The sequence below is a fragment of the Streptomyces bambusae genome, from assembly GCF_020532645.1.
Lineage (GTDB): Bacteria > Actinomycetota > Actinomycetes > Streptomycetales > Streptomycetaceae > Streptomyces > Streptomyces bambusae.
Genome location: NZ_JAJAUZ010000006.1, coordinates 78,517 through 99,102, shown reverse-complemented (window position 1 = coordinate 99,102; position 20,586 = coordinate 78,517). Strand labels below are relative to the sequence as shown.

Here is a 20,586-nt window from a genome sequence, read left to right as displayed (position 1 = left end):
CGACGGAGTCCGTGACGTCCACGGAAGGGAAATCTAGGGACGCCGCGGAGGTTTTCCATCCAGCAGGGAGCTGATCCTGGCGTCAACCCGTGCGGTAGTGCGGGCGCCCCTCCAACCAGCGCGGTACACCGGTGGTTCCACGGCGGGGTACGGGCGGGGGTTCCGCGCCCCACGGTCCGGCCGCGGGCGGGAGGTAGGGTGCGGGAAGCCGGGGCGGCCGGGCGGGCGGGGGGCGTGGGAACCGTGAGCGGGGTACCGGAGGGACGGTCCGGGGTGCGCGCCTACGAGGAGCTGACCCCGCACCAGCTGATGACCAACCGGTTCCATCTCGCCTGTCTGGCTGTCCTGGTCCCGTACCACCAGCGGCCCGCCGCACTGGACGCCTGGCTGGCCGTGGACCCGTCCCTGTTCTTCATGGGCTTCGACCCGCCGGCTCCCGTCACGGAGGCGGTTCTGCGGCTGGGCGGCACGCGTCTGCAGACCGCCCTCGCGCGCACGGCCGGCAGCGCCGACACCCAGCGCGCCCTCGCCGGCCTCGGCGTCCGCGGGATCGACGCGGCCCTGCTGGACAACCACCGGCTGTCGTACGAGACGCGGTGCCTTTTGCAGCTGCGGGACCCGGCGGCCGCCGCGGCGGGCGCCGCCTACCACCCGGACCACCACCGCCGGGCCCTCTGCTCCGCGGACCCGGACCTCGCGGCGGCCGCCCTCCTGGACCGGCGCGGGGAACACCCGCCGACGGCCCGCGCGGCGGCCTGGGAGACCGTACGCACCGCGGGCGGCACGGCGCGGGTACGGGAACTGGTGGCGCTGCTGCCGGGAGGCGGGGATCCGGGCGGTGGCGACGGCGATGCCTGCGGCGACTGCGACGTGGACGCCGGCGTCCGGGCTGCCTGCGCCGAGGCCGATCCGGGACCGTACCTCGACTCTGCGGCCGAACTCAGGCTCGGCACGGGCGCGTTGCTGCGCAGGCTGGGTGCCGTGCACCGCGCCGGCGCCACCCCGCCGGAGGTGCGGCGCACGATGCGGTCGGTCCTCCGGGAGCCGTACCGCATCGACTGGCGGTTGGTGTCGGCGGCCCGGCTCGGCCACCGGCTGCCGCGCACGGCCGCGGAGGTGCTGCGCTCGCACCCGGACTGCCCGCCCGAGGTGGCCGTCGTCCTCCGGACCGGCCGGCCCGCCGTACCCGGCCGCCCCCTGCCGCCGCCCGACCCCGGGCCGGAGGCTCCGCCGCCGTACCGGCAGCCCGAAAGCCACTGGGTGCCCCCGTGGCAGCCGCCCGGCGACACCGGGCCGTTCGGCGGGACCGCCGAGTCGGCCCTCCGCGTGCTGCGGACCACCGCGGTCGTCCACGACGCGCACCGGGACCCGCACGCACCCCACCTGGGCCACCTGAGCGCGGTCCTCGAACACGGCCGGCTGTCCGCATCGGAGGCCGCGCCACTGATCCGTCCCGCGAGCCTGCTGACCTCGTGGGTCGGTCAGCAGTCCGGCTGGGCCGACGTCTCGCGCGCGCCGTGGAGCGGCCGCTCCGCCCTCCACGTGGAGACGGCCGCCCTCGTGGCCCGCTGGTGCGCCGGCGGCGTCCCCGCCGAACGGTGGGCCGCGTTCGTGCCGCGTCTGTGGCACTATCCGGGGACGCTGCCCGAGCTGCTCGCCGAGCTGTCGGCCGTCCCCGATCGTCACCTCCCGTAGTTTCCGGCAGGCGGAATGTCACAGTGCGTGGCACGGTGGAGCGGCACAGTTCCCGCAACGCGAGGAGTCATCATGGGCGGTATGCAGGACAAGCAGCAGCAGCCGGGAAAGGGCCGCGAGGAGCAGGTCCGCAAGCAGGACCCGTCCCGCTCGCGCCGGCCCGGCGAGAAGACCGAGGACGTCCGGCGCCGTCAGGACGAGGAAGATCTGCAGCGCAGCCGTGACGACGGGTGGCGCGACGAGGACATGTAGCAAGCGTCGTCCGCCCGGCGCAGGAGGGTCCGGCCGGGAGCGTGGCCGCCTCCGGGTGGCCGGCCGGCTGGCAGGCGTCAACGGCGGTCGCGGTGGCGGCCGTGCGGACTGAGGTCGGCGAAGGCGGTCAGGACCATGGCGATGCCGAGCGGGAGCACGGTGAGCAGAGTGAACAGCATGGCGCGCTCTTGCCCGCACGCCTCCAGCCAATGCCCTGCGGCGCGGGATTGGCCGGACCCGGCCGCTCCCGCGGACGCCGGCGGGCGGGACGGCGGGGGCGGGCCGGCATCCCGCTGACGCCGTCCGCGACGCCGGCTCCGGCCCCGGCACCGCACGCCTTCGTCCGGCAGCAGGGATGCCGCGGGCGATCCCGGGTAGCCGAGCCCGTGCCGTACCCACGGCATCACCGGTCCCCGAGAGAAGGTGCCATGATCTCCACCCTTCTGGCCGCCACCGAGACGGAGACGGCTCCCCTCTTCCTGATCATCGTGGGGGTCGCCGTCGCGGCTCTGCTGCTCGCGGGATTCTGGTGGGGCAGCAGGCGCCTGGCCCGTCGCCGCAGGCCGTCCGCCTCACCCCGCCAGAGCCCGCAGCCCCGCCAGGACTCCTGGCAGACCCCTGCAGACGACCCCGAACAGGGCAGCCCCCGGTCCTGACCGGCGAACCGGGACCGGCAGGACCGGTTCGCCGCGCGTAGGGACGGGAATGCCGGGCAAACGCGGGCAGAGGGTCGTCCCGCGTCTGCCGAGAGGAACGCATCGTCATGCTTCGCGCTTCCGCCGCTGCCCGCACCGCACGCCCGTCCGGCCAGGGGGCGAGGCAGGTCCCGCCCCCGAGGGCCGGCGTGCCGGACCTGCCGCCGTCGGTCCCGGCCCGCGAGCTGGCACCCGCGGACGCGCGGGAGTTGTCGAAGGTCTTCCTGATCCGGCTCCGCTCGCTGGAGGAGGGCACCCCCGAGTACCGGTACGTCCGCGGCACGCTCATCGAGATGAACATCTCTCTCGTCCATTACGCCATACGGCGCTTCCGCGGGCGCACCGGCCGGACCGGGACCGATCCGGACGACATCGTGCAGGTCGGCACGATCGGACTGATCAAGGCCATCGACCGCTTCGACCCCGGCCGCGGCGTCGAATTCACCACGCTCGCCCTTCCGTTCATCGTCGGGGAGGTCAAGCGGTACTTCCGCGACACCAGTTGGGCGGTGCACGTACCACGCCGCCTGCAGGAGCTGCGCACCGAACTCGCCAAGAGCCAGGAGGCCCTCACCGACCTGTTCGGCCGTACGCCGACGGTCGCCGAACTCGCCTCGGACCTCGGCCTCACCGAGGAGGAGGTGCTGGAAGGCATGGTGGCCGCGAACGGCTACTCCTCCGAGTCGCTCGACGCGGCCGCGGCCGACCCGCAGGGCGGCGGGGACACGGGTCCCGGCCGCCGGGCGCTGAGCGACACCCTCGGCGAGGACGACCCGGCGCTGGAGCTGTTCGAGGAGTGCAGCGCCCTGCGCCCGTTACTCGCCGAACTCGGCGCGCGGGACCGGCAGATCCTCGTCATGCGCTTCGGTGAGGAGATGACCCAGGCGCAGATGGGCGCCGAGCTCGGGATCTCCCAGATGCAGGTCTCGCGGCTGCTGTCCCGGACCCTTGCCCGCCTCCGTGAGGGCATGCTCGCGTAGTCGCGGACCGCCGGGGGCGACCGAGTCCGTACGGGCCGGGGCACCGGGCCCGGGGCCGGACGGGCTTGCCGTGCCCGCAGCTGCCTTGCCGTGCCCGCAGCTGCGCGGGCGTGCCGGCCGGTCCGCCCTACTCCAGGCCGGCCCGCCCGTCGATGTCGAACTCCGCCCACACGGACTTGCCCTGGGCGTGCCGCTCGTGCCCCCACCGGTCCGAGGTCCGCTGGACGATGAAGAGCCCGTGGCCTCCGGGCACCGACGGCAGGTGGGGCCGGCGCGGGGCGGGCGGCTCGGGGGCGGGATCGCTGACTTCGATGCGCAGGCGCGTGTCGGAGACGTCGAGGACGAGTTCCAGCGGACCGCCGGCGTGCAGCTTGGCGTTGGCCACGAGTTCCGCCACGACGAGGACGATGTCGTCCACGCCGTGTCCGGTCGTCCAGGGGTCGGCCGCGGGCCAGCACCAGTCCTCCAGGGTGCGGGTGGTGAAGGCCCGCGCACGCGAGACCGGTTGCGGCAGCCCGGCCAGGGGCATGCGGCGCCGCCTGCCGCCGGCCGGCGGCGCACCCGGCTTGCTCCGGCCGTCGTCCAGGATGCCCGGGCTGGTCGTCATGTGCGGGAACCCCTTCGGTGTCGCTTCGTCGCCGCCGATGCGGCTGCTTTCGGTCAGATGCCCCGTTGCGTCCGGATGATGCCCTCGGCCGGCCATGTGGCCCTCATCCGGTGACAGCGGCGTCGACCGACTCGTACAGCGCGAAGACGGTCTGCGCACCGGTGAGTTCGAGCACGCGCATCACCGACGGCGCGACCGCAGCCAGCCGGAACTCGGTGCCCGCCGCCATGGCCGCCGCCCGGGTCCTGAGCAGCAGGTTCAGGCCGGAGGAGTCGCAGAACCCGACCTGCCCGAGGTCGACCACCAGGACCGGCGGGCCCTGCCCGACCAGGGTCGACAGGGCCTCCTGGGCGGGCGCCAGGGTTTCGATGTCGAGGTCCCCCGCGATCCGGCAGACCGCTTCCCGGCCCCTCTGCGACCGGACCTGCACCGTGAGCGCCGCCTCGTGCGGGTACCGGGCCGCCGTGCCCGCTTCCTGCTCGTTCTCGCCTGGCATTGTCGTCCTTCCGTCCGCAGAAGTGCCCTCGACCTTACGCAGTTCGGCTGCCCGCGGCCAAGCCCGTACGGCGTACCGGGCGGCGGCGTAGCGGACGGCGGCGGAGCCGGGGTCCGTCCCGGTGCGGGCCCTCGCGTCTCACCCGTCCGCCTCCCCCTCCCCCTCCCGTACGGACACGCCCACCAGGCAGGTGTCGTCGTCGGTGTCGGCACGGCTGTATCGCAGCAGGTGATCGAGGTGGGCTTCGAGCCCGGCCGGCCCGCCACCGTCCCCCGCTCGCTCCGCCAGCGAGATCAGGTTGGTGAGCGAGGCCTGCAGGGACTGGTCGCGGCGCTCGACGAGGCCGTCGGTGTAGAGCACCAGCAGGTCGCCCGGCCTGAGCTGGACCGTGTGCTCCTCGTAGTCGGTGTGGTCCAGGGCGCCCAGGAGGATCCCGGACGGCTGGGGAAGGGTCTGTGCACGTCCGGCGCGCAGCAGGACCGGCGGCAGGTGGCCGGCGCGGGCCCAGCGCAGTCGGCGCGTCGCGGGGTCGTACAGCCCGCACACCGCGGTGGCGGTGAGGCTTTCGGTCAGCTGGTGGCTGATGCTGTTCAGCCAGGTCAGGAGCTGGGCCGGGCCGGCCCCCGTGGCGGCGAGCCCGCGCAGGGCGTTGCGCAGGGCGACCATGCCGGTGGCCGCCTCGATGCCGTGCCCCGCCACGTCGCCGACGCACAGCAGGATCTCGCCGGAGGGCAGGGTGAGGGTGTCGTACCAGTCGCCGCCGACGAGGTGGTCCTTCTCCGCGGGCCGGTAGCGGACCGCGACGTGCAGGTCGTCGAGGCCCACGGGACTGTGGACGGGCGGCATGATCGCGTGCTGCAACTGGCGGGCCAGCCGGCTGCGTTCGGCCGCCTGCTGCTCGCTCTGCGCGAGCTGGTCGCGGGTGGCGGCGAGCGCCACCTCGGTCCAGTGCTGCGCGGAGATGTCCTGGTAGGCGCCGCGGACGAGGGTCAGCCGGTGGTCCGGGTCGTGGACGGGCTCGGCCACCACACGGATGTGCCGGGCCACCCCGTCGGGGCGCAGCAGCCGGAAGGCCGTGGAGGCGGGCCGCTGGTGGTGCAGGAGGTTGCGCAGGAACCGGCCGATGGTCTGGCGGTCGTCGGGGTGGGCGTGCTCGCCGAGCTGGTCGAGGGGGATCGGCAGGGCGCCGGGGGGCAGGCCGTGCAGTTCGTAGACGGCGTCGTTCCAGGCGATCCGGCGGGTCCGCAGGTTTTCCTCGAAGCCGCCGATCCGTCCGAGCCGCTGGGCGTGCTGGAGCAGACGGGCGACCCTGGGGGTGCCCTCGTCGAGACGCCAGACCACCACCAGGCCGGTGCCGTGCCGGCTGATGCTGACCTTGGCCTGGGTGCTGAGCGGCACGCCGTCGACGGTGGCGGACAGGGTCATGGCGCCGGTGTGGAACGGTTCGCCGGTCACGAAGACGTGTTCGGCCTTCTCCAGCAGTCCGCCGGGCTCGGCGGCGAGCGGGTACGCCTCCAGCAGCCTGGCTCCGACGATGGCGCCGGTGGGGCGCCCGGCGAAGTCGACGAAGGCCGGGTTGACGTGCCTGATGGTGAACTGGAGCGGGGACTCGCCGCCGCCCGGCGTCGTCTGCAGGACGAGGCAGGGGTCCATCAGTCCGTCCGTGAGGGGCCGCAGCCCCTCCAGGTACACGTCCTGCTGCTCCTCGCCGGGGGCGGGGGTGCCCGCCCAGGTCTCCAGGGTCGCGGCGCACAGTTCGGCCAGGGCTTCGAACTGCCGCTGGAGCGGCTGGGACTGCTCGGGCGCCTCCTCCGGCCAGCAGACCTCCAGCACGCCGGTGAGCCGGCCGCCGGTGCCCGCGGGGACGGCGAGGCGGCCGCCGCCGATCTCTTGCTGGCCGATCGAGGGCAGGCCGGCGTCGGCGAGCGCCGGGTACGCGACCGTGGCCCGCTCGTCGAGGGCCCGGCGGGCCGGAGTGGGTACGCCGGGGGGTACGTGCCGCCAGCGGTGGGCCTCGTCCTGGCCGAATCCGGCGCTGCCCGCCAGGGACAGGGACCGATCGGGGTGGGCCGCCCAGATGGCGACGGCGGCGGCGCCCAGCGGCCGCAGGGCGTGTTCCAGCATGGACCGGGCGACGGCTTCGGTGTCCCGTCCGGCGAGGGCGTCGGCTTCGGCGCTGCGCAGCCGGACCGCCACGGCTCCGCCCGCCGGGCCGGCGGCCGAGGCGGCCACGAAGTCGCGGGCGACGGCCGAGATGCGGTCCGCGGCGGCCTGGTTGACGAGGTCGGCGGCGAGGGACAGTACGGGGACGCCGGCCCGCTCGGCGAGGTCCGCCAGCTGGGCCGATGCTTCGGTCGGGCCGCAGCGCAGCCGCTCGACCAGGACGCCGGAGGCCAGGTCGACGAGGGCACGGCCGGCGGCGTCGGCGTGGGCCTTCTCCAGTTCGCGCCGCAGCCGCTCGACGGTGCTCGCGAGGCGGCCGACCGCCGCGCCGCCGTCGTCGTCGGACGGGTGGTCGGGCGCGTGGGGCCGGCCGGTGCCGGCGGCGCGCTGGGGTCCGACCCGGACGGCGCCGGGGGCGGCGGGCCGGTCGGCGCGGACGCCGTCGGGCGGGTCGTGGGGGTGCACTGGCTCGGCTCCTCGGTCCTGCGGTCGCTGTCGGCCGGGTGACGTCATGCCGGCGTCAGAGCGCCAGCTGGCGGGTGACGCGGGCCAGCAGTTCGCCCGCGTCCACCGGCTTGGTCACGTAGTCGCTGGCCCCGGAGGCGAGGCTCTTCTCCCGGTCGCCGATCATCGCCTTGGCCGTGACCGCGATGATGGGCAGGCTGCTGTGCTCCGGCATGGCCCGGATCGCGGCGGTCGCGGCGTAACCGTCCATCTCCGGCATCATCACGTCCATCAGGATCACGTCCACGTCCGGGTGGGCGGCGAGGGTGTCGAGCGCGGCCCGCCCGTTCTCGGCCTGCAGGACCCGCATGCCCTGGAGTTCGAGGATCCCGGTGAGCGCGTACAGGTTCCGGTCGTCGTCGTCGACGACGAGTGCGGTGCGGCCGGCGAGCGAGGGGTCGGGCGCAGGGCCCCGGTCGGCCCCGGAGTCCGCGGCGCTCGGGAGGGGCAGCACGTGGCCGGGCCGGTCGGCGCTCATGTGCAGGGTGATGCGCTCGCGGAGTTCGTCGAGGCCGGTGATGACCTCCGGCTGCACCGACCGGCCGGGGTCGCTCAGGGCCGGTTCGCCGGGGGTGGCGCCCCGGCCGGTGTGGACCAGGACGGGTACGGAGTGCAGCGCCGGGTCCCGTTCCATCTGTTCCAGGAGGGCGACGGCGGCGCCGCCGGGCAGGTCGAGTTCGAGGACGACGCAGTGGCAGGGGCCGGCGGCCAGGGTGGCCGCCGCTTCCTGGGCGCCCGCTGCGGTGATGATCTCCACGTCGCGGCGGTCTGACCCGTCCTGTCGGCGCGGGAGGTCGGCGAGGGCGTTCTCGGCCACCAGTGACAGCAGGCCGTTGGGCCTGGCCTCGACGATGAGCAGGCGGCGGGGGCCGGTCCCGGGCGCGGCGGGCTCCGCCTCGTGCGGACCCTGTGGTGCGCGGGCCGTGCCGGCACGGCCCGTGCCGGCGGTCCCGCGGGGTTCGCCGGCGGTGGTCCCGGCGGAGTCGGGGCGGGCGACGGGCAGGTAGAGGGTGAAGGTGCTGCCCTTGTCGAGGGTGCTTTCGGCGACGATCGCGCCCCCGAGGAGGAAGGCGATCTCGCGGCTGATGGACAGGCCGAGGCCGGTGCCGCCGTACTTGCGGCTGGTGGTCCCGTCGGCCTGCTGGAAGGCGCCGAAGACGCTTTCCAGGTGCTGCGGGGCGATGCCGATGCCGGTGTCCGTCACCTGGAAGGCGAGCACGCGGCCGGTGCGGCGGACGAGGTCGGGGATCTGCGGTTCCTCGGCCGGGCCGATCCGCAGTTCGACGCCTCCCTGTTCGGTGAACTTGACCGCGTTCGAGAGGAGGTTGCGCAGGATCTGGCGGAGCCGGTAGTCGTCGGTGAACAGCTCGGCGGGCACCTCCGGGAAGGTGCGGATCGTGAACGACAGGTTCTTCTGGCTGGTCATCGGGCGGAAGGTGGCTTCGACGTAGTCGAGCAGCCTGGTCAGCGGGACCACCTCGGGGCTGAGGTCCATCTTGCCGGCTTCCACCTTGGACAGGTCGAGGATGTCGTTGATCAGCTGGAGGAGGTCGGAGCCGGCCGAGTGGATGATGCCGGCGTACTCGACCTGCTTGGCGGTGAGGTTCCGGCTCGGGTTCTGTGCGAGCAGCTGCGCCAGGATGAGCAGGCTGTTGAGCGGCGTGCGCAGCTCGTGGCTCATGTTGGCCAGGAATTCCGACTTGTACGTGGAGGCCAGCGACAGCTGGTGGGCGCGTGCCTCGAGTTCCTGGCGGGCCTGCTCGATCTCCAGGTTCTTCGTCTCGATGTCGCGGTTCTGGGCGGCGAGCAGCTCGGCCTTCTCCTCCAGTTCGGCGTTGGAAGCCTGGAGTTCTTCCTGGCGGGCCTGCAACTCCTGGGAGCGGGTCCGCAGTTCGGCCGTCAGGCGCTGGGATTCGCCGAGGAGTTCGTCGGTGCGGGCGTTGGCGATGATCGTGTTCACGTTCACGCCGATGGCCTCCATCAGCTGGTCCAGGAAGTCCCGGTGGACCTGTGTGAACGGCCGTACGGAGGCCAGCTCGATGACGCCGAGGACCTGGCCCTCGACGACGATCGGCAGGACGAGCAGGGACAGTGCCTCGGTCTGCCCGAGGCCGGAGGAGACGGCCAGGTAGCCGGCGGGCAGGGCGTCCACGGCGATGGGGCGCTTGCTGCGTGCGGCTTGTCCGACGAAGGACTCGCCGAGCCGGAAGCGGGTGGGGCGGGCGCCGTCCGGGAAGGCGTACGAGCCGACGAGCTGCAGGACCGTCCCGCTGCTGTCCTCCTCGGCCAGGTAGAACGCTCCGCACTGGGCCGAGACCAGCGGCGTCAGCTCGTCCATGACCGACTCGGCGACGACGGTGAGGTCCCGCCGGCCCTGGAGCAGGGCGGAGATGCGGGCCAGGTTGGTCTTCAGCCAGTCCTGTTCCTCGTTGGCCAGGGTGGTCTCGCGCAGCGACTCCACCATGAAGTTGATGTTGTCCTTGAGGTCGGCGACCTCGCCGGAGGCGTCGACCGTGATGGAGCGGGTCAGGTCGCCCTCGGCGACGGCGCCGGTGACCTCGGCGATGGCACGGACCTGCCGGGTGAGGTTGCCGGCCAGCTCGTTGACGTTCTCGGTCAGGCGCTTCCAGGTGCCGGAGACGCCCTCGACCTCGGCCTGTCCGCCCAGTCTCCCCTCGCTGCCGACCTCGCGGGCGACGCGGGTGACCTCGGCGGCGAACGAGGACAGCTGGTCGACCATGGTGTTGATGGTGGTCTTGAGTTCCAGGATCTCCCCGCGGGCGTCCACGTCGATCTTGCGGGTGAGGTCGCCCCGGGCGACGGACGTCGTGACCTGGGCGATGTTGCGCACCTGGCTGGTCAGGTTGTGCGCCATGAAGTTGACGTTGTCGGTGAGGTCCTTCCAGGTGCCGGCGACGTTGGGCACCCGGGCCTGGCCGCCGAGGATGCCCTCGGTGCCGACCTCGCGGGCGACGCGGGTGACTTCGTCCGCGAACGCCGAGAGTGTGTCGACCATGGTGTTGATGACGCCCGCCAGGGCGGCCACCTCGCCCTTCGCCTCCACGGTGATCTTCTGGGAGAGGTCGCCCCGCGCCACGGCCGTGGCCACCTGCGCGATCGAGCGGACCTGTCCCGTCAGGTTGGAGGCCATCACGTTGACGTTGTCGGTGAGGTCCTTCCAGGTGCCCGAGACCCCCCGCACGGTGGCCTGTTCGCCGAGGTTTCCGGCGGTGCCGACCTCGCGGGCCACGCGCGTCACCTCGTCGGCGAAGGAGGACAGCCGGTCCACCATCGTGTTGATGGTGTCCCTGAGTTCCAGGATCTCGCCGCGCGCGGTCACGGTGATCTTCTGCGACAGGTCGCCCTGGGCGACCGCGGTGGCCACCTGGGCGATCGCTCTGACCTGGCTGGTCAGGTTGCCGGCCATGAAGTTCACCGAGTCGGTCAGATCGCGCCAGGTGCCCGAGACGCCCTGCACGTCGGCCTGTCCTCCGAGGATGCCCTCGGTGCCGACCTCCCGCGCCACGCGCGTCACCTCGCCGGCGAAGGAACTGAGCTGGTCCACCATCGTGTTGACGGTGTTCTTCAGCTCCAGGATCTCGCCGCGGGCGTCGACCGTGATCTTCTGCGAGAGGTCGCCCTTGGCGACCGCGGTGGCGACCTGGGCGATGTCCCGGACCTGGGTGGTGAGGTTCCCGGCCATCGCGTTGACGGAATCGGTGAGATCCTCCCAGGTCCCGGAGACCCCCGGCACCTGTGCCTGCCCGCCGAGCTGTCCCTCGGTGCCGACCTCGCGGGCCACCCGGGTCACCTCGGAGGTGAACCGCGAGAGCTGGTCCACCATCCCGTTGAAGACCGTGGCGATCTCGCCGAGCAGGCCGTCGGCCTCACGGGGCAGCCTGATGCCGAAGTCGCCGTCGCGGACGGCGGTGAGGCCGGCCAGCAGCAGCCGGAGTTCGGGTTCACCCACTTGGGCGGCTCCGCCGGCCCCCTGCGGCCCTGCGGTGTCAGCCGGTGATGCGCCAGCCATCGAACGTCGCCTCCGTACCCCGCCGGGCCATGGCCGGCATCGATCCTGCGCGTCGCCCCGTGCCTCCGTCCACGGCCGGCATCCGCCAACTGGGTCGGGACGCGGGCCCGTACCGGTCCGGAGGCTACCCCATGGGCCGAGGACGGAGAGAAGATCGGGATCAGGCCGGAATTCCCCGGCCCGGGGGCGCATGAACGCAGCGTTCCGGGTCATACGGGCAGCATCGGGCGGCCGACCGGCAGGGCCGCCCCCACCGGAAGGACACCTGCCCCGATGGCCGAGACCGTTCTCACCGCAGCACCCGGAAGCCGTGCCGGCCGAACAGACGAACGGGCCTGCCGGGTCCCGGAGTCCGAGCGGTTCACGGCGGCCACGCCGGAGCACTGCGCGGCCGCCCTCGCGGTCGAGGCGGCAGCCAAGGAGATCTGCGGGAGCTGCCCCGTCCGCATCCCGTGCCGCCGCCACGCCCTGGCCCACCGCATCCCGTACGGCGTGCGCGGCGGCCTCACCGCGGACGAACGCCACGTCCTGCTGGTCCACGCGGCCGGCCCCTCGTCCTGAGCGGCCGGCCGCGGGCAGCCGCGCGCCCGCCCGGCTACGGCCGCCGCGTACCGGGCCGGCGAGCGGGCAGACGCCCGATCATGACGGAACCGATCGCCCGGCTCGCCCGCCTGGCCCGCCGCCACCGGCGGCCCGTCGTCGTCCAGGCCGTGCGCTCGACCCTGGCCGCCGTCCTCGCGTACGTCGTCGCCCTGCGTCTGAGCAGCGAGCCCGCCCCGCTCACCGCGCCGCTGACGGCCCTGCTCGTCGTCCAGGTCACCCTGTACTCGACCCTGACGACCGGGGTCCGGCGGATGAACTCCGTGGTGGCGGGTGTCCTCATCGCCATCGGGTTCAGCGTCCTGGTCGGGCTGAGCTGGTGGAGCCTGGGCCTGCTGATCCTCGCCTCGCTGGTCGTCGGCCACCTGGTGCGGGTCGACGAGTTCGTGCCCGAAGTGGCGATCAGCGCGATGTTGGTGCTGGGCGTGACCCAGGTCGCCGACACCGCCTGGGACCGCATCCTGGAGACGCTGATCGGAGCCGCCGTCGGCCTGCTGGTCAACCTCCTCGTCGCCCCGCCCGTCTGGGTGGGACCGGCCGGGGAGGCGATCACCGATCTCGCCGCGCGGATGAGCCGCCTGCTGACCCACATGGGCCGCACCCCGCTCGGAGCCACCGACGTCGGGCAGGCCACCGCCCGCCTGCACGAGGCACGCCGCCTCGACAACGACGTCGCCGACGTCGACGGCGCCCTCCGGCAGGCCGAGGACAGCCTCCGGCTCAACCCGCGGGTCAAGGAAGGGCTGCTGTTCCGGCTGGTCCTGCGCACCGGGCTGGACACCCTGGAGATCTGCGCCGTGGTGCTGCGCGTGGCCTGCCGGACGCTGACCGACCTCGCGCGGGCCCGGCCGGCCGGGAACACCGGCCCCGACCTGCCGGCCGGTGTGCACGAGGCGCTGCGGAGCGTGACGGAGCACACCGCCGTGGCCGTGGAGAGCTTCGCGGAGCTGATCGCGGCCCAGGTCAGCTCGAATGCGGAGGAGGCGGAGGCCCGGCTGGCCCGGGAGCTGGCCGTCGCCCGGGCGAGCCGCGACCGGTTCGCCGCACTGCTGCTGGCCCGGGTGCGGGAGCATCCGGCGCAGTGGCAGCTGTACGGGGCGCTGCTGGCGGAGATCGACCGGGTGCTGGACGAGCTGGGGGTCGAGAAGCGCAGCCAGCGGCTGATGGAAGAACTCGACCGGCACGCCCGTGCCCGCCGGAGCCGGGGCCGGCACCTGCGCGCCCGGCTCCGGCCGGCTGCCCGCCCAGGCTGACGCGACGGCCGCCGGACCTCGGCCGAATCCTGCGGGCCGCGCCGGTGGACGCCGGGCGGTGTGGCATTCTGCGGGGACTCCGGCGGGGCGGCCGCCGATCGCGGAAAGGACTGCTCGTGACCCGCAGCGCACTTCTGGTCGGAGCCACCGGGCTGGTCGGCGGGCAACTGCTGGCGCGGCTGCTGCGCGACCCCCGCTACGACCGCGTCACCGTGCTGGCCCGCCGCCCGCTGGGCCTGGAGCATCCGCGTCTGGACGCCCGGGTCGTGGACTTCGCCAAGCTCGGGGCGGACGACCTGCCGGCCGGGCCGGGCGGGACGGACGTGTACGGCGCGCTGGGCACCACCATCCGCCAGGCCGGTTCCCAGGAGGCTTTCCGCGAGGTCGACCAGCACCACACCGTGCGGGTGGCCGAGCTGGCCCGGGACACCGGCGCCGCACGGATCGCCGTGGTCTCCTCGGTCGGCGCCGGATCCGGCTCCCGGGCGTTCTACCTGCGGGTCAAGGGGGACATGGAGGCGGAGGTGACGGCCCTGGGCTACCCGCAGACCGAGTTCTTCCGGCCTTCCTTCATCCTGGGCCGCCGGCCCTCGCACCGCCGGGGCGAAGGGCTCGGGAGCTCCGCCGCCACCGTGCTGGCCCCGCTGATGGCCGGACCGGCCCGCCCGTACCGGCCGGTGCCCGCGGGCCGGCTGGCCGCGGCGATGATCGCCGCACTGGCCGAGGAGCGGCCCGGGGTCCGGGTCCGCACCTACGACGACTTCCTGGCCCTCGCCCCGGATCCGGCAGCCGGGGGCCGGTCGTAACCGGCCGGCCCCGGGAAGGCTCCGTGCGTCGTCACGCCCGGCCGGCGGGACGCAGTTCGCGTTCGAGGGCGGCCAGGGCGAACGCGTGCGCGGAGGCGTGCTGCCAGCGGGACCGGCCGAACATCACGTCCTCGGAGATCCCGCTCAGCATGGCCACGGCCCGGATGGTGAACTCGGTGACGTCCACGTCGGCGAAGTGCCCCAGGTCCCGGCCCTCGCGGACGATGGCTTCCAGGCGCTCGTCCCAGCCGTCCAGCAGCCCGGTGAGGACCTGCCGGCCCGCTTCGTCGTGGCGCTGGGCCAGCACCTGCGTCCACAGCGCGTACCGTTCGTCGCCCTGGTGGCCGGGCAGGTAGAAGCGGACGAACAGGTCCAGCTTCTCGGCGGGCGAGGCCGCCTCGTCGGCGGCCTGCCGGAACCGTTCCCACAGGTCCGCCTGGCTCCAGGCGAGGACTTCCAGCAGCAGCCGGTCCTTCTTGCCGAAGTGGTACAGGATGTGCCCGGTGCTCATCCCCGCCCGCGCCGCGATGTCCGACATCCGCAGGGCCGCCGTGCCCTTCTCCGCGATGATGCTGATCGCGGCCCGCATCGCCCGCCCCCGCGCCTCGTCGCCGCTGGGCTGACGCTTCCTGTCGACCGGGGCCCGTACGGCGGACCGGGAAGCGGCGCCGGGCACGCCGGGCCCGGGCTGTGACGTCGGCATGAGCTCACCTTCGGTTCCGGAAATCCAGGTCCCAAGTCTAGGTTCCGAAAATCTAGACCGTTAGTCTAGACTGAAAATCTAGTTAGGACGCTGGGGAGCGTGACGGACGCCCGTGTGCGGCGCCGTCCCGGCCGGCGGCCCGCCCGTACCACCCACCACCTGGAGACACCCCGATGACGCGCGGATTCGATGTCGTGGAGACCTGTATCGCCGACCTGCGGGCAGCGCTGGAGAAGGGTGAGACCACCGCGGTCGAGCTGCTCGACGCCTACCTCGCGCGCATCGACGCCTACGACCGGCCCGGTACGGACACCGCCCTCAACGCGATGGTCGTGATGAACCCGGACGCCCGCGCGGACGCGGAAGCCTCCGACGCGCGCCGCGCCCGCGGCGAGACGCTCGGCCCGCTGGACGGCATCCCCTACACGGCCAAGGACAGCTACCTCGCGAAGGGGCTGACCGCCGCGTCCGGCTCCCCCGCGTTCGAGCACCTGGTCGCCCAGCGCGACGCCTTCGCGATCGAGCGGCTGCGCGCGGGCGGGGCCGTCCTCATCGGCCTGACCAACATGCCGCCGATGGCGAACGGCGGCATGCAGCGCGGTGTGTACGGCCGAGCGGAAAGCCCGTACAGCGCCGACTGGCTCACCAGCGCCTACGGCTCCGGCTCCTCGAACGGCTCCGGCACGGCGACGGCGGCGTCGTTCGGCGCGTTCGGCCTCGGCGAGGAGACCTGGTCCTCGGGCCGGGCCCCCGCGTCGAACAACGCGCTGTGCGCGTACACGCCCAGCCGCGGCGTGATTTCGGTGCGCGGCAACTGGCCGCTCGTGCCGACCATGGACGTCGTCGTCCCGCACACCCGCACCATGGCCGACCTCCTCGAACTGCTCGACGTCGTCGTGGCCGACGATCCCCACACGCGCGGCGACCTGTGGCGCGCACAGCCGTGGGTGCAGCTGCCCCCGGCGTCGCAGGTACGACCGGCCTCGTACCCGGCCCTCGCGCCCGCCGACGCCGGGGCCGCATCCGACGCGCTCGCCGGCAAGCGGGTCGGCGTACCCCGGATGTACGTCAACGCCGATCCCGACGCGGGAACGAACCCCGCCGGCGGCATCGGCGGCCAGACCGGGCAGCGCATCGACACGAGGCCCTCGGTCATCGCCCTGTGGGAGGCCGCACGCCGCGACCTGGAGGCCGCCGGCGCCGAGGTGGTCGAGGTCGACTTCCCCGTCGTGACGAACTACGAGTCCGACCGCCCCGGAGCGCCCTCGCTCCTCACCCGCGGTCTGGTCGGCCGCGAGTACCTCACGTTCGAGATCGAGGACCTGTCCGCCTGGGCCTGGGACGACTTCCTGCGCGCCAACGGCGACCCCGCGCTCGCCACCCTGGCCGACGTCGACGGCACCCGCATCTGGCCCAAGCAGGAGGGCGAGCTGCCCGACCGCTACGACGGCTTCGACGACACGATCGGCGACTACCCGCGCTTCGTGCGCGAGCGCCCGTACGCCGCCCTCACCGACATGCCGCACCTGGAGCAGGGGCTGCGCGGACTGGAGGAGACGCGCCGCGTGGACCTGGAGCTGTGGATGGACGGACTGGGCCTGGACGCGGTGGTCTTCCCGGCGGTCGCCGACGTGGGCCCGGCCGACATGGACGTGAACGAGGCGTCCGCCGACCTCGGCTGGCGCAACGGCGTCTGGGTCGCCAACGGCAACCTGGTCCCCCGCCACCTCGGCATCCCGACGGTGACCGTGCCCATGGGCACCATGACCGACACCGGCATGCCCGTCGGCCTGACCTTCGCGGGCCGTGCCTACGACGACAACGCCCTGCTGACCCTCGCCGCCGCCTTCGAGGCCACCGGCAGCCGCCGCACCACCCCGCCGCGCACGCCGCGGCTGCCGGCCCGCTGACCCGGCGGCCGGCCCCGCCCCCGCGGAGGACCGTCACGGCGGCCCGGACCACCCCTTAGGGCCCGAGCCCGAGCGCAGGTGAGCCGGACGGGTCCGTGAAGAGGGGGCTCAGCAGGACGGTTGCGGCGGCTTCGGGGAGGACGGCGGGGCCGGCGTGCGGGATGACGATGCGGCCGCGGTCGGTGGACACGTGGGAGGACGCCACCGCGGCCGCCCGTATCTCTTCGAGGTACTCCTCGTGCAGCACGCTCGACAGCTCCGTGACGACCATGACGGCGGGGTTGAACACGTCGAGGAGGAGCGCGGTGGCCCGCCCCACGTGCCGGGCGCGGTCCCGCAGCAGGCGGTCGGCCCGGGGGTCGCCGGCGGCGGCCGCGTCGACCAGCAGCGCGATCGCGGGGGACGGCACGATGCCCCGGCGGACCGCCTCGGCGGTGATCGCGGTGTCGGAGGCGGTCGCCTGCAGGCAGCCGGTCCGCCCGCAGGCCGCACAGCCCACGGTCGACCCGGGTACCGGCAGGTGCGCGACGTCGCCGGCCGCCGCGTCGGGGCCCTGGTGCAGGGTGCCCTCGATGCCGAAGGCCGCGTCGACGACGTTGCCCACGAACAGGTGAACCAGGCTCCGGCGGGCCTCCGGGCGGCCGAAGAGGATCTCCGCACCCGCCACGGCGCGCGCGTGGTTGTCGATCCGGACCGGCAGGCCCAGGGCCTCGGAGAGTTCCCGGGCCAGCGGCCGGTCCCGCCAGCCGAGGCGCTCGTGCCGGACGACCAGACCGTCGTCCGGGCGGATCCAGCCGCCCAGCGCCACCCCCACTCCGAGCAGCGGCCGGCCCGCGGCGGACTCCGCGAGGAAGGCGGACAGCCCGGCGGCGATCCGGGCGGGGTCGTGGTCCCCGTCGTGCGGCACGCTGCGGCCGGCGAGGACCCTTCCGCGCAGGTCGACCAGCCCGAACGTGGACGAGGGCACACCGATGTGCAGCCCGGCCACGACCGCCCCGCCGACCGGGCCGGTGTGCAGGTCGAGCGGGACGCGGGGGCGGCCCACTCCACCGGGCGGGGGTGGTTCGGGCAGTTCCCGGAGCAGGCCGCGCCGGAGCAGACCGGTGGTCTGCCGGGAGACCGCCGCCGGACTCAGGCCGCAGAGGCGGGAGATGGCGCTGCGGGCGACCGGGCCGTGGTCGAGGACCGTGCGGAGCACGGTGGCGGCATTGGCCGCGGCCCGGTCGTCACCGGTCATCGCGGGGCCCGGGCGACGGGCCGGTGCCGGGGCGGCGGGGTGGTCGTGGTGGGGGTCGGTCACAGCCGACGACAGTAACCGCGACCGGCCGAGAGGCGCCCGTGGTGGCCGATTGGCGCCGCCCCGATGGCCGGTTCCCGTGTGTACAGGGCATGGCGGGGCGTGTGCGGGCGTGGCGGGCGCGTTGCGGCACCATGAATTCAGGCCACGGTCCGGCGGGGTCGGCCACGGGTCCGCCCACCCCGCGTAGGTCTGGAGAAATCGCAGGTCAGCGCGGGCTTGAAGGGCTTTTCGCGGCTGCTCGGGAAACCCGGCCGGCGGGCCGGCGGGCCGGGGTGCGGGCCCTTGACCGGGTGCGGGCCCGCTGCGAGGCTCCTGCCATGTCCGCAACCGAGCGATTCGCCGAGCGGCTCCGCACCTCCGGCGGCACCTCCACCGTGCCGGCCGCGTGTCCGGGCCGCTGTCCGGCCTGTTCCTGCTCCGCCTGAGCGCATCCGGCACGACCGGCCACCGGCCCGGCGCGCACTGCGCACCACGGCGGGGCCCGCGTCGCACCGCATTTCTTCCGCTGAGGAAGTAACCAGCCGCACCCGGCACCACCGGACGGCCCGTCCGCAGCAGCGCCTGCGTCCCCTTCCGTCACGCCCCTCCCGCTCCGGTCCCGTTCCGGTCCCGCTCCGGTCATCCCCGCGGCGGCGTCCCGTGCGGCCGGTCCCACCGCCGTACGTCTCACCGCGACCCGGTCCGTGCGTACCGGCCCGGACCAGCCGGTACGAGCCCGAACCCCGAGCCGCGTCCCGAGTCCGGCGTCCCGTACGACCGCTCTCCCGCAAGGCCGCTCGATCCGCACGGCCCTACAGCCCGCCCGTCCTTCCCCTACGCCGTTCCCCGCGTACGACCCCAGCAGCGCGCGACCGCGCCGCACCTCCACCCCGTCCCCGTGCCGTACGTCCGGCACGTCACCACCCCGGGCCCCCGGCCCGCCCGTCCCGAGGAGCAACCATGGCCACCGCCACCCGGCACACCACCGGCACCGAGATCACCACCACGCCCGTCGGCGGCCGCATCGGCGCCGTCATCGACGGCGTCCGGCTCGGCGGGGACCTCGACCCCGCCGCCGTCACCGCCGTCCGGGACGCCCTCCTGGCCCACAAGGTCGTCTTCTTCCGCGGCCAGCACCACCTGGACGAGGAGAGCCACGAGGCGTTCGCCCGGCTCCTGGGCACGCCCGTCGCGCACCCCACCGTCCCCTCCGCCGACGGCCGTTACGCCCTGGGCATCGACTCCCACCACGGCGCCCGCGCCAACCAGTGGCACACCGACGTCACCTTCGTGCCCGCCTACCCGGCCTTCTCCATCCTGCGGGCCGTCACCATCCCGCCCTACGGCGGCGACACCCTCTGGGCGAACACCGCCACCGCGTACGCCCACCTCGCCGAGCCGCTCCGGGCCCTCGCCGACAGCCTGCGCGCCGTCCACTCCAACGACTACGACTACGCGGCCCTCAAGCCCGACGCCCTGCCCGAGGCCCTCGCCCAGTACCGCGAGGTCTTCACCTCCACCCGGTTCCGGACCGAGCACCCGGTCGTCCGCGTCCACCCGGAGACCGGCGAACGCACCCTGCTCCTGGGCAACTTCGTCCAGCGCCTCCAGGGCCTCACCGGCCGTGACTCCCGCGCGCTGCTGGACCTCTTCCAGGCGCACATCGAGCTGCCCGAGAACACCGTCCGCTGGCAGTGGCAGCCCGGTGACGTCGCCATCTGGGACAACCGCGCCACCCAGCACTACGGCGTGGACGACTCCGGCGACCACGAGCGCACCCTGCGCCGGGTCACCGTCGACGGCGACGTCCCCGTCGGCACGGACGGACGCCACTCCGTCCTGCTGAGCCCCGAGACGGTGCCCGCGCCGTCGTTCGGCATCCCCTCCGGCGCCTCCGCCGCGCCCGAGGCCGAAGCCGCGCCCGAGGCCGAGGCCGAGCCCGCCGCCGCGACGGCCTGATCAACCCCGGCCCGATCCGTCCCGATCCCCGCGTCCCGGAAAGAGAAACCGTGCCCCGCATCCTCGCCCTCACCGGCAGCCCCTCCCTCCACTCCCGCACCACCGTCGTCGCCGAGCACGCCCTCGGCCGTCTGGCCCACGCCGGCTTCGAGACCGCCCACCTGGCCGTCCGGGACCTGCCCGCGGCCGACCTGCTGGCCGCCCGCACCGGGCAGCCGGAGCTGCGCCGCGCCCTTGCGGCCGTCGCCGAAGCCGACGGCGTGGTCATCGCCACCCCGGTCTACAAGGCCTCGTACACAGGTCTGCTGAAGGCGTTCCTCGACCTGCTCCCGCAGGACGGCCTGGACGGCAAGACGGTGCTGCCGCTGGCCACCGGCGGCAGCCTCGCCCACGTCCTCACCCTCGACTACGCCCTCCGGCCGGTGCTCTCGGTGCTCGGTGCCCGGCACGTCACCGCCGGCCGGTTCGTCCTCGACTCCTCGGTGGAGCGGGGCACGGGGCCGGACCGGCTCCGCCCCGAGGCGGAACTCGACCTCTACCAGGCCGTCGACGAGTTCGCCGACGCCGTGCGTGCCGGCTCCACCGCCGTCACCACCGCCGTCACCGCCGCCGGCTGACCCTCCCCTTACCTTCGCAGCGACCAAGGACCAGCAA

16 protein-coding genes are annotated in these 20,586 nt (G+C 74.2%); 10 read left to right on the top strand and 6 right to left on the bottom strand.

What is annotated here, in order from left to right; genetic code table 11:
- Positions 1-243: 243 nt before the first annotated feature.
- The 4 genes from LG634_RS06390 to LG634_RS06375 all read left to right on the top strand — a co-directional run bounded on the left by LG634_RS06390 (position 244) and on the right by LG634_RS06375 (position 3,622).
- On the top strand, positions 244-1,695 hold the full coding sequence (locus tag LG634_RS06390) for a hypothetical protein (protein ID WP_226732643.1): 1,452 nt from the start codon (positions 244-246) through the stop codon (positions 1,693-1,695).
- Between the two features lie 72 nt (positions 1,696-1,767).
- The gene (locus tag LG634_RS06385; protein WP_226732642.1) at positions 1,768-1,947 is read left to right on the top strand and encodes a hypothetical protein; all 180 of its coding nucleotides are present in this window, start codon (positions 1,768-1,770) and stop codon (positions 1,945-1,947) included.
- Positions 1,948-2,375: 428 nt separating this feature from the next.
- Positions 2,376-2,603 (top strand): DUF6479 family protein, encoded by a 228-nt coding sequence (locus LG634_RS06380; RefSeq protein WP_226732641.1) that lies wholly within the window; start codon positions 2,376-2,378, stop codon positions 2,601-2,603.
- A gap of 107 nt (positions 2,604-2,710) precedes the next feature.
- Entirely contained in the window at positions 2,711-3,622 is a 912-nt protein-coding gene (locus tag LG634_RS06375; protein ID WP_226732640.1) for a SigB/SigF/SigG family RNA polymerase sigma factor, read from the top strand.
- Positions 3,623-3,749: 127 nt separating this feature from the next.
- Here LG634_RS06375 and LG634_RS06370 read toward each other — a convergent pair whose 3' ends face one another.
- From LG634_RS06370 to LG634_RS06355, 4 genes are all read right to left on the bottom strand, one after another.
- Entirely contained in the window at positions 3,750-4,229 is a 480-nt protein-coding gene (locus tag LG634_RS06370) for an ATP-binding protein (RefSeq protein WP_226732639.1), read from the bottom strand.
- A gap of 103 nt (positions 4,230-4,332) precedes the next feature.
- Complete coding sequence (locus LG634_RS06365) at positions 4,333-4,725, bottom strand: STAS domain-containing protein (RefSeq protein WP_226732638.1); 393 nt, start codon at positions 4,723-4,725, stop codon at positions 4,333-4,335.
- Positions 4,726-4,863: 138 nt separating this feature from the next.
- A complete protein-coding gene (locus LG634_RS06360) occupies positions 4,864-7,401 on the bottom strand; it encodes a SpoIIE family protein phosphatase (RefSeq protein WP_226732637.1) in 2,538 nt (845 codons plus the stop codon).
- A 7-nt stretch (positions 7,402-7,408) separates the two neighbouring features.
- A complete protein-coding gene (locus tag LG634_RS06355) occupies positions 7,409-11,422 on the bottom strand; it encodes a HAMP domain-containing hybrid sensor histidine kinase/response regulator (protein WP_226732636.1) in 4,014 nt (1,337 codons plus the stop codon).
- 273 nt (positions 11,423-11,695) lie between these two features.
- Here LG634_RS06355 and LG634_RS06350 point away from each other — a divergent pair, with 273 nt between their 5' ends.
- From LG634_RS06350 to LG634_RS06340, 3 genes are all read left to right on the top strand, one after another.
- Entirely contained in the window at positions 11,696-11,983 is a 288-nt protein-coding gene (locus LG634_RS06350; RefSeq protein ID WP_226732635.1) for a WhiB family transcriptional regulator, read from the top strand.
- A gap of 80 nt (positions 11,984-12,063) precedes the next feature.
- Positions 12,064-13,275 carry an aromatic acid exporter family protein gene (locus tag LG634_RS06345; RefSeq protein ID WP_226732634.1) on the top strand — a complete coding sequence of 404 codons (1,212 nt, stop codon included), beginning with the start codon at positions 12,064-12,066 and terminating at the stop codon, positions 13,273-13,275.
- A gap of 116 nt (positions 13,276-13,391) precedes the next feature.
- On the top strand, positions 13,392-14,081 hold the full coding sequence (locus tag LG634_RS06340) for an NAD(P)H-binding protein (protein ID WP_226732633.1): 690 nt from the start codon (positions 13,392-13,394) through the stop codon (positions 14,079-14,081).
- 31 nt (positions 14,082-14,112) lie between these two features.
- On the opposite strand, the gene LG634_RS06335 is transcribed toward LG634_RS06340, so the two are convergent.
- Positions 14,113-14,784, bottom strand: a complete 672-nt coding sequence (locus tag LG634_RS06335; protein WP_226732632.1) for a TetR/AcrR family transcriptional regulator — start codon at positions 14,782-14,784, stop codon at positions 14,113-14,115.
- Between the two features lie 173 nt (positions 14,785-14,957).
- Between LG634_RS06335 and LG634_RS06330 the strand changes: the two genes are divergently transcribed.
- Positions 14,958-16,694, top strand: coding sequence for an amidase (locus LG634_RS06330; RefSeq protein WP_226732631.1), 1,737 nt, complete (start codon positions 14,958-14,960; stop codon positions 16,692-16,694).
- 55 nt (positions 16,695-16,749) lie between these two features.
- Here the strand turns inward: LG634_RS06330 and LG634_RS06325 are convergent, their stop codons facing one another.
- Entirely contained in the window at positions 16,750-17,931 is a 1,182-nt protein-coding gene (locus LG634_RS06325) for an ROK family protein (protein ID WP_226732748.1), read from the bottom strand.
- 1,002 nt (positions 17,932-18,933) lie between these two features.
- Here LG634_RS06325 and LG634_RS06320 point away from each other — a divergent pair.
- Both LG634_RS06320 and ssuE read left to right on the top strand, forming a co-directional pair.
- Positions 18,934-19,932, top strand: a complete 999-nt coding sequence (locus LG634_RS06320) for a TauD/TfdA dioxygenase family protein (RefSeq protein WP_226732630.1) — start codon at positions 18,934-18,936, stop codon at positions 19,930-19,932.
- Positions 19,933-19,982: 50 nt separating this feature from the next.
- Positions 19,983-20,549, top strand: a complete 567-nt coding sequence (gene ssuE / locus LG634_RS06315) for an NADPH-dependent FMN reductase (RefSeq protein ID WP_226732629.1) — start codon at positions 19,983-19,985, stop codon at positions 20,547-20,549.
- The last annotated feature ends 37 nt before the right edge of the window (positions 20,550-20,586 follow it).

Excerpts from the sequence above, each read along its gene's own strand:
- LG634_RS06325 (WP_226732748.1), bottom strand. The coding sequence starts at position 17,931 with ATGACCGGTGACGACCGGGCCGCGGCCAATGCCGCCACCGTGCTCCGC.
- LG634_RS06345 (WP_226732634.1), top strand. The coding sequence starts at position 12,064 with ATGACGGAACCGATCGCCCGGCTCGCCCGCCTGGCCCGCCGCCACCGG.
- LG634_RS06365 (WP_226732638.1), bottom strand. The coding sequence starts at position 4,725 with ATGCCAGGCGAGAACGAGCAGGAAGCGGGCACGGCGGCCCGGTACCCG.
- LG634_RS06320 (WP_226732630.1), top strand. The coding sequence starts at position 18,934 with ATGGCCACCGCCACCCGGCACACCACCGGCACCGAGATCACCACCACG.
- LG634_RS06385 (WP_226732642.1), top strand. The coding sequence starts at position 1,768 with ATGGGCGGTATGCAGGACAAGCAGCAGCAGCCGGGAAAGGGCCGCGAG.
- LG634_RS06335 (WP_226732632.1), bottom strand. The coding sequence starts at position 14,784 with ATGCCGACGTCACAGCCCGGGCCCGGCGTGCCCGGCGCCGCTTCCCGG.
- LG634_RS06380 (WP_226732641.1), top strand. The coding sequence starts at position 2,376 with ATGATCTCCACCCTTCTGGCCGCCACCGAGACGGAGACGGCTCCCCTC.
- LG634_RS06355 (WP_226732636.1), bottom strand. The coding sequence starts at position 11,422 with ATGGCTGGCGCATCACCGGCTGACACCGCAGGGCCGCAGGGGGCCGGC.
- LG634_RS06375 (WP_226732640.1), top strand. The coding sequence starts at position 2,711 with ATGCTTCGCGCTTCCGCCGCTGCCCGCACCGCACGCCCGTCCGGCCAG.
- LG634_RS06370 (WP_226732639.1), bottom strand. The coding sequence starts at position 4,229 with ATGACGACCAGCCCGGGCATCCTGGACGACGGCCGGAGCAAGCCGGGT.
- LG634_RS06350 (WP_226732635.1), top strand. The coding sequence starts at position 11,696 with ATGGCCGAGACCGTTCTCACCGCAGCACCCGGAAGCCGTGCCGGCCGA.
- LG634_RS06360 (WP_226732637.1), bottom strand. The coding sequence starts at position 7,401 with ATGACGTCACCCGGCCGACAGCGACCGCAGGACCGAGGAGCCGAGCCA.
- LG634_RS06330 (WP_226732631.1), top strand. The coding sequence starts at position 14,958 with ATGACGCGCGGATTCGATGTCGTGGAGACCTGTATCGCCGACCTGCGG.